Origin of the sequence: Novosphingobium sp. PhB165, assembly GCF_004341845.1 — a bacterium.
In the GTDB taxonomy this organism is placed as follows: domain Bacteria; phylum Pseudomonadota; class Alphaproteobacteria; order Sphingomonadales; family Sphingomonadaceae; genus Novosphingobium.
This window is the reverse complement of sequence record NZ_SLVB01000003.1, coordinates 24,601-36,895: the sequence shown is the minus strand read 5'-3', so window position 1 is coordinate 36,895 and position 12,295 is coordinate 24,601. Positions and strand designations below refer to the sequence as shown.

The 12,295-nt window shown below is 66.0% G+C and carries 9 protein-coding genes; 6 read left to right on the top strand and 3 right to left on the bottom strand.

The features are described from left to right. Positions 1-34: 34 nt before the first annotated feature. The 5 genes from EDF56_RS08745 to EDF56_RS08725 all read left to right on the top strand — a co-directional run bounded on the left by EDF56_RS08745 (position 35) and on the right by EDF56_RS08725 (position 5,814). Positions 35-910 (top strand): LysR family transcriptional regulator, encoded by an 876-nt coding sequence (locus EDF56_RS08745; RefSeq protein WP_165912147.1) that lies wholly within the window; start codon positions 35-37, stop codon positions 908-910. Between the two features lie 126 nt (positions 911-1,036). After that, a complete protein-coding gene (locus EDF56_RS08740) occupies positions 1,037-3,010 on the top strand; it encodes an oligopeptide transporter, OPT family (RefSeq protein WP_132386442.1) in 1,974 nt (657 codons plus the stop codon). Between the two features lie 30 nt (positions 3,011-3,040). Continuing rightward, positions 3,041-3,364 carry a hypothetical protein gene (locus EDF56_RS08735; RefSeq protein WP_132386440.1) on the top strand — a complete coding sequence of 108 codons (324 nt, stop codon included), beginning with the start codon at positions 3,041-3,043 and terminating at the stop codon, positions 3,362-3,364. Between the two features lie 44 nt (positions 3,365-3,408). Continuing rightward, positions 3,409-4,713: an MFS transporter gene (locus EDF56_RS08730; RefSeq protein ID WP_132386438.1), complete on the top strand. Its 1,305-nt coding sequence runs from the start codon at positions 3,409-3,411 to the stop codon at positions 4,711-4,713. Positions 4,714-4,746: 33 nt separating this feature from the next. Then, the gene (locus tag EDF56_RS08725; RefSeq protein ID WP_243652499.1) at positions 4,747-5,814 is read left to right on the top strand and encodes a glycoside hydrolase family 76 protein; all 1,068 of its coding nucleotides are present in this window, start codon (positions 4,747-4,749) and stop codon (positions 5,812-5,814) included. A gap of 10 nt (positions 5,815-5,824) precedes the next feature. On the opposite strand, the gene EDF56_RS08720 is transcribed toward EDF56_RS08725, so the two are convergent. After that, the gene (locus EDF56_RS08720; RefSeq protein WP_243652498.1) at positions 5,825-7,063 is read right to left on the bottom strand and encodes a histidine-type phosphatase; all 1,239 of its coding nucleotides are present in this window, start codon (positions 7,061-7,063) and stop codon (positions 5,825-5,827) included. 43 nt (positions 7,064-7,106) lie between these two features. Further along, positions 7,107-9,674 carry a TonB-dependent receptor gene (locus EDF56_RS08715; RefSeq protein ID WP_243652497.1) on the bottom strand — a complete coding sequence of 856 codons (2,568 nt, stop codon included), beginning with the start codon at positions 9,672-9,674 and terminating at the stop codon, positions 7,107-7,109. 295 nt (positions 9,675-9,969) lie between these two features. On the opposite strand from EDF56_RS08715, the gene EDF56_RS08710 reads away from it, so the two are divergent. Beyond that, positions 9,970-11,274, top strand: coding sequence for a sugar porter family MFS transporter (locus EDF56_RS08710; protein WP_207904672.1), 1,305 nt, complete (start codon positions 9,970-9,972; stop codon positions 11,272-11,274). A 4-nt stretch (positions 11,275-11,278) separates the two neighbouring features. Here the strand turns inward: EDF56_RS08710 and EDF56_RS08705 are convergent, their stop codons facing one another. Next, positions 11,279-12,112, bottom strand: a complete 834-nt coding sequence (locus tag EDF56_RS08705) for a transglutaminase family protein (RefSeq protein ID WP_243652496.1) — start codon at positions 12,110-12,112, stop codon at positions 11,279-11,281. Between the last annotated feature and the right edge of the window lie 183 nt (positions 12,113-12,295).

The following is a 12,295-nucleotide window of genomic DNA, read 5'->3' as shown; positions in this document are numbered from 1 at the left end:
ATCAAGCCATGATTGGATGCATAATGGGAATACCATGGACCTGACGCGCCTGCGCCATATCGTTGCCGTTGCCCGCAACCAGAGCTTCTCGCGCGCGGCGGAGGAAGAGGGGATCACCCAGCCCGCGCTCAGTCGCAGCATCGCCGCGTTCGAACAGCGGCACGGGGTCACCCTGTTCGACCGAGGGCGCGGCGGCGTCCATGCGACGGCGGCGGGGCTTCACGTTGTCGAGCAGGCAAAGCGGCTGCTCGACGCGGCGGGAGACCTTGAACGCAGCCTCAAGCGTTATCCGCTGGGCGAGCCGGGGCAAGTCGCCATCGGGCTGGGGCCGCTGATGGCGGGCCTGTTCCTGCCACGTATCGCCAGTTCGCTGCTGCGGACCTGGCCAGCCATCCGCATCCGAACGCAGGTGCGGGTGCCGGATCAGCTGGTTGCCGAATTGCTGAACGACCGGATCGAGATGATCCTTGGCAACGACTGGAACCTTGGACGCGTCCCCGGCACCGAGATCGAGCGGCTGGGCCGGATCCGGGTGGCGTGCATGGTGCGCGGCGGCCATCCGCTGACCGGCAAGGGAGCCGTGACCATGGCCGATCTGGAAGCCTATCCGGTCGCCAGCGCCGTGGACATGCCGACCGGCGGCATGAGCGGCGACGCGGGCAGCTTCATCTGCGACAATTTCCATGTCCTGCGCGAGACAGTCCTGCGGAGCGACTGCGTCTGGATATCCTCGCCCACTTTCCTTGCCGACGATTTGCGCGAGGGGCGGATCGTCCAGCTTGACGTCGCGGGCAGTCCGCAGGCGCATGGGGAAATCTGCCTGATCGTCCGGCGCGGCCGCACCCGCTCTCCGGCGGCAGTTGCCGTGGCGGAGGAAGTCCGGGCATTGCTGGACAAGGCGGATGCGTGAGCAGGGCAGAGAACAGGCGGCGGCCTGGCGAAAATCCCGAAGTCCCATCGTTTTTCTAGCCTGCCGGGCAAGGCCGTGCCATCAGGGCCTTCGCACAGGACCGAATACCAAGAGGAAGTGACAAAAATGGCAGGAACACATGGTGGCAAGGTGGCTGGCGCAGCGCCGGTCGCGGAACTCACCGTGCGCGGCGTGCTTCTGGGGGGCGTCATCACGCTCTTCTTCACGGCCGCCAACGTCTATCTCGGCTTGAAGGTCGGGCTCACTTTCGCGACCTCGATCCCGGCCGCCGTCATTTCGATGGCGATCCTGCGCGCGCTTGGAAATTCGACGATTCTGGAAAACAACATCGTCCAGACCGTGGCGAGCGCGGCGGGCACGCTGGCGGCGATCATTTTCGTGCTGCCTGGCCTCGTCATGATCGGCTGGTGGCAGGGCTTCCCCTACTGGACCACGGCGGCGATCACCGGCACCGGCGGCATTCTCGGCGTGCTGTTCTCGGTTCCGCTGCGGCGCGCGCTGGTGGTCGATACCTCGCTGCCCTATCCCGAAGGCCATGCCGCGGCCGAAGTGCTGCGCGTCGGTTTCGCCACCGATCAGGGCGCGGAAGAGAGCGCCAAGGGCCTGTCAGTGCTGCTGTGGAATGCGCTGGCCTCGGCCGGTTTCGCGATCCTCACCCAGACGCGCCTGATGGTGGCCGAAGCCTCGATCTGGTTCCGCACGGGCGCCGGTGCGACCGGCATTTCGGGCGGGCTTTCCTTCGCGCTGCTCGGTGTTGGCCATCTGGTCGGCCTTTCGGTCGGGCTGGCGATGTTCCTTGGCCTCGTGATCGGCTGGTGGGTGCTGCTGCCAATGCTGACGGCGCAGAATCCCATGCCCAATGGCACCGTGGAAAGCTGGGCGACCAGCGTGTTCAGCGCCGATGTGCGCTTCTTCGGGGCGGGCGTGATCGCGGTGGCTGCGATCTGGACGCTGCTGCGGATCGCCGGTCCGGTGCTCTCGGGCATCCGTTCTGCGATGGCGGCGAGCCGCGCGCGCAATGCCGGGCACACGCTGGCGCTGGAAGAGCAGGACCTGCCGATCGGCATCGTGCTGATCGGCACGCTGGCGATGCTCGTGCCCATCGGCATCCTGCTTTCGAGCGTGCTTTCGGGCGGGGCTCTGGCGGGCTCGCAGCTTATGCTGATTGCCGGTGCGCTGCTGTTCGTGCTGGTCATGGGCCTGCTGATCGCGGCGGTCTGCGGTTATATGGCCGGGCTGATCGGCGCGTCGAACTCGCCGGTTTCGGGCATCGGCATCCTCTCGGTGGTCGCGGCGGCGGTGCTGCTGGTGGGCCTGTTCGGGCGCGACCAGTCAGCGGATACGACTGCAGCGCTGGTCGCTTATGCGCTGATCGTCACCGGCGTGGTCTTCGGCGTGGCGACGATCTCGAACGACAATCTTCAGGACCTCAAGACCGGCCAACTCGTCGGCGCGACGCCGTGGAAGCAGCAGGTCGCGCTGGTGATCGGCGTGATCTTCGGCTCGCTCGTGATCCCGCCGGTGCTCGACCTTCTCAACACCGCCTTCGGTTTCGCCGGGGCGCCGGGCGCGGGCCCGGAGGCACTTCCCGCTCCGCAGGCCGCGCTGATCTCGGCACTGGCCAAGGGCGTGCTGGGCGGTGATCTCAACTGGACGATGATCGGTTGGGGTGCGGCTGCGGGCGTGGTCTTCATCGTGCTCGACGAAGTGCTGGGCCTCATGGGCAAGCTGCGTCTGCCGCCGCTCGGCGTCGGGATCGGCATCTATCTACCGATGAGCGTGATCCTGCCCACCGTCACCGGCGCGGTGGTCGGCTGGTTCTACGACCGCTGGGCCGGGCGCCAGAAGGACCCCGAGTTCGCCCACCGCATGGGCGTGCTGACCGCGACCGGCCTTATCGTCGGCGAGAGCCTCTGGGGCGTCGGCTTCGCGGGTATCGTCGCGGCTTCGGGCAGCGATAGTCCGCTCGCGCTTGTCGGCGATCTCGGCCAGATCCCGCTGGTGCTGGGGACGGCGGTGTTCGTGCTGCTCGTGGCGGTGCTGTACCGGCGGACGGTCGCGCTCGTCACGCGGCCCTGACACCGGGGCCTCTCGACAAGGTAGCTTTCGATGCCGCGCAACCCCAAACTCGATGAGCGCACTTGCCGGATGATCTGCCCGATTGCGGCCGCGATGGTGGGCGTCTGCCTGACCGCGATCGGGATCATCCAGATCAAGCTGGCGGTACAGGGTAGCCAGACTTTCGCTGACGACTTGCTCTCGCTGGACGCGGTGCTGTTTCTTGTGGCGACGCTTTCGGCCTATTTCGCCTTGCGCGGCGGGTCGGAGCGGCGGCTTTTCGTGCTTGAGCACATTGCCGACGTCAGCTTCATCACCGCGATGACGCTGATGGCCGGTGTGTGCATCTTCATCACCTACGCATTCAGCGTCTGAGAATCCGTTCGGCGTAGAACGCCGACGCGAAAGAGTCACAGGGCATGCTTATGCGCGCCGGAGTGACCGATCCCTTTCCCAAGGATTCCCTGCGGGCCTTCGCGGTATCGCATCTGGCGAAGAACCTCTTGTGGTCGGCCGAGGACGCCTTCGCCTTCTACGTTCTGGTGGTGGTGCTGCGGCTCGATCCGGTTCTTGCCGGGGGCGTGTTTCTGGCCGGTTCGGCGTGGAATGCCCTGCTCGACATCGGCTGGGGCGCCTTGCTGGCCCGGCGGCCCGGACTGGGGCGCTGGCTGCCGGTCATCGCCGCGCTGGCGGCGCCGATCGCTTGCGTGAGCTTTGCCTTGCTGCCCTTGGCCGGTTCGGGAGGCATTGGCCCGGCGATTGCTCTGATTCTTTTGTTCCGCACCAGTTTCGCCTTCTTCGACGTGCCGCACAATGCACTGAACGTGCCCTTGGCTGCACATTACGGGCACATGCGCCTGATGCGCCTGCGCACGATCGTAACCGCAGGCGGCGCGCTGCTGGTTGCGGCGATGGCGCTGCCGCTGATGCTGATCGGCGGCCCCCGATTGCCGACGATGCTCTTCGCATTTCTGGCCAGCGTGGCCTTCCTTGGACTACTGCCGCTGCCCTGGATGTTCACCCACCTGTGGCGCGGGCAGGGCGAGCGTCCGACGAGCAGCACCGGCCTTCGCGACATGGCGCGCGTCGCGCTTTGCGTGCTGCCGTTCTGCCTTGCACAGATGGTGGGCGCCGGGGCGCTGGGCGCGATTGGAAAGGCGCTGCTGCATCTCAGGATCCACACCCAGTGGGTGCTTGCCGCTGCGCCTCTGGCCATTGCCATCGCGCGGCTGGGGGTGATCCCGGCGTGGAATGCGCTCGCCAGACGGCACGGCCTCGCGCAGAGCCTCTCGATTGCCTATCTCCTTATCGGCGCCGTCATCCTGCTGTTGCCGGTGGCGGTCGATGCCGGTCCCTTTGGCGCAATCTTGGTATTCGCGGTGTTCGGCGGGCTGGTGGGCGGGATCGCGCTGCTGGCATGGTCGCTGTTTTCGGAGTTGGTCGGGCAGGCGCCGGCGATCCGGGGGCCGGGCGATTGCAGCCTTGCCTATGGCCTGTTCACGGCGACGACCAAGATCGGCCTCGGCGCCTCGGCCTGTCTGGCGGGAAAGTGGCTGGAATCGCAATCTGACCTGATCGCGATGAACGGCGCGGCGCTCTGGCCGCTGGCGATGGGCACCGCCGCGCTGTGTCTGACCTGTTCGCTTCTCACGATCCGGCCGGTCTGGATATTCCGCTTGCGCCCCCGCGTGAGCGTACCGGGAAATGTCCTCAGCGATTTCTAGAAGTACGCCGACGATCGTGTAAGGGGGCGGGCTATGCCTCTGCGTATGCCCGCGATGAGAAGACTGCGATGGATGGCGCGGCGATTGCTGGCCGGTGCGCTGTTGCTGCAAGGTACGACGGTACCCGTCCATGCCGAGGACAATCCATGGCCCGGCCGCGCCCGCACGGCAGTTGACTATCTCGACCGGACATGGGGCAAGCCGGGCGATTGGGACGGGATCGAGCCCTGGCAGCGTTTCGTCGTCGTCGATGCCCTGATCGACCATGAACGACGGACCGGAGACCGACGCTGGGGGCGGCAGGTCGATGCGGCGGTCCGCAATCGCTCCGGCCTCGCGCTCAATGACGATGCGTTGTGGGCAGTGATCGCCAGTGTCCATGCCTGGCAGCGCGACGGCGATCCGGCGCTGCTGGCCTATGCCATCAAGAGTTACGGCGAGATCGTCGCGGACTATTGGGACGACCATTGCGGTGGCGGATTGTGGTGGGATCCGGCGCGGACCTACAAGAACGCGATCACCAACGAATTGCTCATCTACGCCTCCAACCAATTGTACCTTGCCACCGGGCAGGCCAGCTATCGGGACTGGGCACAGCGCGGCTGGGCGTGGTTCGAGCAGTCATCCATGATCGGCGCCGACGGACTGGTGAACGACGGGCTCGACAGCAATTGCCGCAACAACGGGCAACCGCGCTTCACCTACAATCAGGGCGTGCTGATCGGCGGCTTGAGCGATCTTGCCCGGATCACCGGCGACGCGGGCTATCACGACCGCGCGGTCAGGCTGGCGCTCGCCGCCACGCGCGGGCTTTCGACGCCGCAGGGCATCCTGCGCGAGCCGGTCGATGCGATCGGCTCCGACGGCTGGATGTTCAAGGGCATCTTCGCCTACCACCTCGGCCATCTGCTGGAGACAATGCCTGAGGGGCCGGAACGCGCCGAACTCATGGGCTGGGTTCGCGCGAATGCCGATGCGGTGTGGCGCATGAGCGCGTCGGGAACCAGGGCGATCGGCAGCGACTGGTCGGACAGTGCATCGGCCACCGGCGCGGCAACGCAGGCGTCGGGGATCGACATCCTGCTTGCCGCGACCGGCTGACTCAGGCCTCTTATTTCCCGTCGATCAGGGCGTTGAACTGCGCCAGCGTGCAGAAGCCGGGGTGCTGCGGCACCGTGCAGCCGGTGGGGCTCATCGCCGCGCGCACGACGCCACCCGTGCCATTGCGGATGCTGTCGAGCGCCTGCGCACGATAGGAAACGCGCACGAAGGTCTGCCCGGCCCGGTCGTGCAGCCGCTCGATCACGATGGCGCCGCCGGGGGCGGGGTCGTCCTGCGCGAAACCGGGGATCTGCCAGTGCACGTCCAGCAGTCCGCCGAGATTGGCGACATTGGTGTCATGGCCCGAAATCACCGTGATCCGCGCGGGGCCCTCAAGCCCTTGCTTCACGATTGCGGCCAGCGGCGCGAAATTGGCTGCCGCAATTGGTTTCGGGCGGGCGAGAAGCTCGAATTCCAGTGCATGGAAGCGCGAGAGCGCGGTCACGTCGGCGGCACTCGCACGGCCCCAGCCGACTTCCGCCATCGGCTTGCCGTCCGCATATTCCAGCAGGAGGACTTGCGCGGCGGTGGAGGCCTTGTCGAGCATGCCGGAAAGCTTGGGGCGCGAAGTGGCCGTTGCGCCCTTGAAGGCGGACGGTACGGCGGAAATGCCGCAGACGCCCTTGGCGGGCGCGGTACTCGGACCGCAGAGAATGGCATCGAGCCGTGCTGCCAACGCCTGTTCCTGCGCGTCGCGCGCGGCAAGGCCGCCGGGGCCCGCGGCGGCAAGCACGGCGGCGTCAGCCTGTGCCGGGTCCCAGTTGGCGGGGCTGGCCTCGATGGCCGAGAACAGCGGGTCCGGCTGGCCTTGCGGCGGATGTTCGGCGGTGAGGCCACACTTGGGAGCGAGCGCGCCCATCCAGGCTTCGGCCGTGGCGATGGTGCGCTGGTCGCTATCGGCCACCACGCGGACGGTGCCCGGCGCGGGGCATCCGCGCGCCGGAAGGATACCGGCCGCGCGGAAGGCTTTCGCGTCGCTCTGCCCGAGCGCGGCCACGGCTTCGGCGCCATGGTGAGTCAGCCAGCCGGGTGCGACGGACCACTTGGGCCAGTCGCCCACGGCGGTCCCGGCGGGCATCGCCGGGTCCTTGGTCGGCGGGCGTACCCCGTGGCGCATGACCAACACCACGCGATCTACCGTAAGGTCGGAGCCGTCCCGCGCGGACGCCTGAGGCGCCTGCGCGGAGACTGCCGCAAGCGGTGCGGCGAGTGCGGCAAGACCGATGCCGGCGAGTTTCATGCGTTTCATCGACATCGATCCTGTCACAATCCCGTTCCCGTTCCCGTTCCGATCAGAAGTGCAGCTGCACGCCGATGCGGTACTGCGCGCCGTACTGTTCGCGCTCGACCAGTTGCTGGCGGACGCCCACGTAGCGGCGCCACGGTGCGTCGGTCAGGTTGATCGCATCGCCGAACACGGAGAACTGCGGCGTGATCTGGTAGCTGAGGTGCAGGTCGAGCTGGGCATTGCCGTCGGTATACTCGTCGGTCGAGGCATCGGCGCCGAGCAGGTCGAGATAGGCCGAACGGTAGTTGAGCGCGAGGCGCGCGCCGAAGCCGTACTTCTCATAGAAGATCTGCGCGTTGGCGACGTTCTTCGACTGGTAGATCAGCGGAATGCCGCCGTCGCGCACGAAGTCGGCATCGGCATGGCCCCAGACGTGGGTGTAGTTGGCCGATACGCCGAAGCCGCTCCAGAAACCGGGCAGGTTCACGAACTGCATCTGGGCGTTGAATTCCACCCCGGTCAGCTGTTCGCTGCTGGCGTTGATCGGCGAGGCGACATCGGCAGCGGCGTAGAGGACGTTGGCGATCGTCACGTCCGTCTGGCGGGTGTTGTAAGTGTAGATCGGGTTGTCGATCGACTTGTGGAACACCCCGGCCGAGAACAGCGCGCCCGCCGTCGGGTAATATTCCAGCGAGGCGTCATAGCTGACCGCCTTGAGCGGCTTGAGGTTCGGGTTGCCCATGGAGACGTTGGGCACCGTATCGTCCTCGACCACCACGTAAGGGGCCAGATCCGGATAGTTCGGGCGGCCGATAGACGTGGTGACGGCGGCGCGGGCGACAAGGTTGTTGCCGAAGTCGTACTTGGCGTTGATGCCCGGGAACAGGTCTGTGTAGCTCTGGTGGCCGAAGACGTTGAAGCCTTCGTCGAGCGTGGAGTTATCGTCCACCGCCTTGGCGCTGGTGGAGTCTTCCGTATGCTCGATGCGCACGCCGGGCACCACGGTCAGTCCGCCGAAGCGCAGCGTTGCCATGATATAGCCGGCGGTGATCTTCTCGCGCACGTCGTAGTCGCTGGCGAGGCTGTCGGAGAGCGTTCCGGCGCTATCGATCTTGGCGACCGACGGATTGGCGCTCATGTAGGCGCGCGCTGCGTCGTAATCGATGCGCGTGCCGAAGTTGAACATGTCGCCGTAGAAGCTGTCGTCACCGGTATAGGCGCCGCCCTGGTTGAGCGTCCACGCGGTGCCCGCCTTGTAGTCGGTCTTGTCGTGGTCGTCCGCCTTGTGGCGATCGATGTACTTGGCGCCGATCGCGAAGGTGGAATCGTCACCCAGGGCGATGGGGTGGGTATAGTCGATCCGGGCCTGCCACAGCTGCTCGAACGAGCGGCGGTGTTCGAAGTTGTACTTGCTGAGCGCGAAGGCCGAAGGAGTGGAGAACAGCGCGGAATCGCTGGGGACCATGGTGTAGGGATCGGTCGAGACGTCGTAGTCGATCGCGGTCTTGCCCTTGGGGGCGGTGAACGTGAACTCGCTGCGGACCGGGTCGACCTTGGTCGCGCGCGTCCAGCCGCCGGACATTTCCAGCTTGCCGCCGGCCACATCGTCGAACTCGCCGCCCAGCGTGGCCGACTTGGTGTTGTCGTCCTCTTCGCGGTGACGCACGAGGATCGTGGCGGTGCCGGCGATGGCGCCGGTGGTGCCGTTGACCGAGGTGACCGCCAGGCGGTTCTGGTCGCGCGTTTCGTTGTCGTTGAACTTCGAATAGCTGGTGCGCAGGTAAAGCTTCACCGTGTCCGAGGGATGCCAGTCGAAGTTGCCGACCACGCCAAGGCGCTTGCGCACGAGGTTGTAGTCACGCAGGCCATTGCCGTCCGGCACGCCGTTGTAGGTCGTGTAGTCTTCGGAGGCCTGATAGTTTTCGGATTCGATCGGACGGCGCGAATAGTTGACCGAGACGACGGCGCCGAACTGCTCGTCCGCGCCGAAGCGGCCACCGGCCGTGGCGTCGAACTGGTAAGGCGTCTTGTGGTTCAATCCGTAGTAGCCGATCGATCCGCGCGCATCGAGGAAGAATGGCGCGGCGCTGTCGAAGGCGGTCTTGGTCTTGATGTCCACCGAACCGCCGATGGCATTGGCGTCCTGGTTGGGAAGGACCGACTTCGAGACCGAGATCGACTGGATCATGGCGGAGGGAAGGTCGTCCAGCTTCACCACGCGGCCATCGGGCTCGGGCGCGGGAAGGGTCTGGCCGTTCAGCGTGACGTTGACGAGGTTCGGGTCGATGCCGCGAATGATGACATAGCGGCCTTCGCCCTGATCGTTGGCGACCGAGATGCCGGGCAGGCGCTTCACGGCTTCGGCCACGTTCTGGTCGGGCAGCTTGCCCACGTCGTTGGCTTCGAGCGTCTCGACGGTGTTGAACGCGTCGCGCTTCTCGGCAATCGCCTTGCGCTGGGCGGCAAGATCGCCGTTGACGACGATCTCGTCGTCGTGATCGGCGCCAGTATCGGCATCGGCAGCATCGGCAGCATCGGCGGCACGGGCCGGGCTCGCGACACCGACCATGGCGGCAGCGGCAAGGGTGAACAGCGAGGTTTGGCGAAGCAGAGGCGCGCGCAGAAGCGACATGAAGAATCTTTTCCCTGATCTTGTCTTTGGCGACGAGCGCCCACTGGTCGAGGCCGATGACAGCTCGATGACGATCCGGGGGAAATGCCGTGGGGACAGGAACATGGATGAAATTGGGCGTGGCTGTGGCAATTATGCGACACATGGAGCCGGGCATCTCCGTCGCGGCGGCGCAAGGCCCTCAACCCGCTGATAAATCCCGCCGATAAATCCCTATGTCGCGAACCCGGCCTCCGCTATCGAACTGCGACACGACCGGCTGCGGCTCTGAAGGTCGGGAAAAAGGGATGGGACGATGAATGCGACGCTTCTCCGTGGCGTAATGGTGGGTGCGCTCGCCGGACTGCTGTTCGGGTTCGATACGGCGGTTATCGCCGGCACCACCGAGGGCATCCGCAGCGCTTTTGCGCTCGGCGCGACCGGTGTGGGCGTCACGGTTTCAAGCGCATTGTGGGGCACGCTGGCAGGCGCACTGTTTGCCGGCATCCCGGGCGACCGCTACGGCGCGCGCGCTTCGCTGACGGTGATCGCGCTGCTCTATCTCGTGTCCGGCATCGGCTGTTTTCTGGCGTGGAACTGGCCCATGCTGCTGATCATGCGCGTGCTGGCCGGTTTCGCGGTAGGCGCATCCTCGGTTCTGGCGCCCGTCTATATCGCCGAGATCGCCCCCGCTGAGCGGCGCGGCATGATGGTGGGCGCGTTCCAGCTCAATGTCGTGCTGGGCATTCTGGTCGCCTATCTCAGCAACTATCTGGTCTCCAACCTTCAATTGGGGGCGATGGACTGGCACGTGAAGTTCGGCGTCACCACGCTGCCCGCCGTGCTGTTGCTGGTGATGATGCAGACCATTCCCGACAGCCCCCGGTGGCTCTTCGCCAAGGGCCGGGAAGGGGAGGCCGCAGCCGTGCTGGGCAAGCTGGGCAACCCTGACGTCGCGGGCGAAATGGCGATCTGGCGCCGCGCGGAAGCGCAGACCCATGCCGCGCGCCTGAGCTGGAAGCGGCACCACAGGCCCATCCTGCTGGCCATCGGCATTGCCGCGTTCAACCAGCTCTCCGGCATCAATGCGATTCTCTACTATCTCAACGACATCTTCGCCGCCGCCGGCTTCTCCGGAGTCTCGGCCGACAAGCAGGCCATCGTCATCGGTACCTGCAACCTTGTCTTCACCGCGCTGGCGCTGACCGTGATCGACAGGATCGGCCGCAAGACGCTGCTGCTGATCGGCTCGGTCGGCCTGACGGCGGCACTGGCAGGCGTTGCCGCGATCTTCTCCGGCAGCACCCACCACGAGTGGCTGCTGTGGCTGCTGGTCGCCTTCATCGCCTTCTTCGCGTTTTCGCAAGGCGCGGTGATCTGGGTCTATATCAGCGAGATCTTCCCGACCGACGTGCGCGCACGGGGTCAGAGCCTCGGCTCCTCCGTCCACTGGTTCATGGACGCGGTGATCGCTTTCGGCTTTCCGCTCGCCGCCGCGCGTGCCCACGCCCTGCCGTTCTGGCTTTTCGCGGCGATGATGGCGCTTCAGTTCGTAGTGGTGCTGCTGTTCTTCCCCGAAACCAAGCGCCGCTCGCTGGAAGCCATCGGCGAGGCCATGTAACGCATCAGGCAGCGGGTTCGACCAGAACCTGCTGCTCTTTCATCCGGGCGTCTCCATAAGCGGTGAGGAAGGCGACATCGGCCGCGTCCCGGCCCACGCCGATCTTTGCCATCGCTGCCTCCCGGGCCATGCCCGTGGCATCGATCAGGTGCCATTCGCCGCCCAGGAACACTTCGGCCACGGCGTGGAAGTCCTGCGGCTCTACGCCCAGCGCATAGACGCTGGCGATCCGCGCAGGGATGCCGACGGCGCGCACCAGCGTGATCAGGACATGGGCGAAATCGCGGCAGATCCCCTGCCGCCGGATGAAGGTATCGGCCGCCGTGGTCTGGCTGGTGCTGACCCCGGGCACATAGCTGATCTTGTCGTGCACCCAGTCGCGCATCGCCATCACCAGCGCGCCGCCGCCCAGATCCGGAAACTCGGACGCCGCGAAGCTCTGGAACCGGTCCGCCGGGCAATAGCGCGAGGCCATGAGGTACTGGATCGTTTCCCCCGGCAACTGATGCGGCGGCACGCTGTCGAGCTTGCGGCAGTCGGCCAGCAGCCGCTCGATCGAGACGATGGCCCGATAGTCGACACGCAGATTCCCCTGCGCGCGGAGCCAGATCCGCTCGCCGATGCAATCCTGCGCAGGGACGCGGGCGAAATGTTCGCAGGGCGGCAAATCGATATTGGCCGAGAGCACCTGCTGCTCGGGAATGATCGCCGCTTCCAGCTGGAGAAGAATGTCGGTCGGCTTGTCGAACTGATAGTCTAGCCGGGCATGAATGGAGAGTTTCGTGGCCGCCTCTGCGCGTGGCGGCGGGGAAGTCGCATCGGAGCGGTTTTGGGTCACTGCCGGTCTTCTCCTGAACTGCACCCCGATCACTGCGAGCAACCGTTCCGGCGCCGGGAAGTTGCGCAACATCGCCCGAATTTACGCGCTGCGGCGGCATCGCATTAGGTTGGTAAACAGACTGCCGCGCCTTTCCACCGGCTCGCCTGACCCGCCGCCGACTCGCGGGTTTCAACCATTGTG

Coding starts and splice junctions, on each gene's coding strand:
- EDF56_RS08745 (WP_165912147.1), top strand. CDS start 35: ATGGACCTGACGCGCCTGCGCCATATCGTTGCCGTTGCCCGCAACCAG.
- EDF56_RS08740 (WP_132386442.1), top strand. CDS start 1,037: ATGGCAGGAACACATGGTGGCAAGGTGGCTGGCGCAGCGCCGGTCGCG.
- EDF56_RS08735 (WP_132386440.1), top strand. CDS start 3,041: ATGCCGCGCAACCCCAAACTCGATGAGCGCACTTGCCGGATGATCTGC.
- EDF56_RS08730 (WP_132386438.1), top strand. CDS start 3,409: ATGCTTATGCGCGCCGGAGTGACCGATCCCTTTCCCAAGGATTCCCTG.
- EDF56_RS08725 (WP_243652499.1), top strand. CDS start 4,747: ATGCCTCTGCGTATGCCCGCGATGAGAAGACTGCGATGGATGGCGCGG.
- EDF56_RS08720 (WP_243652498.1), bottom strand. CDS start 7,063: ATGAAACGCATGAAACTCGCCGGCATCGGTCTTGCCGCACTCGCCGCA.
- EDF56_RS08715 (WP_243652497.1), bottom strand. CDS start 9,674: ATGTCGCTTCTGCGCGCGCCTCTGCTTCGCCAAACCTCGCTGTTCACC.
- EDF56_RS08710 (WP_207904672.1), top strand. CDS start 9,970: ATGAATGCGACGCTTCTCCGTGGCGTAATGGTGGGTGCGCTCGCCGGA.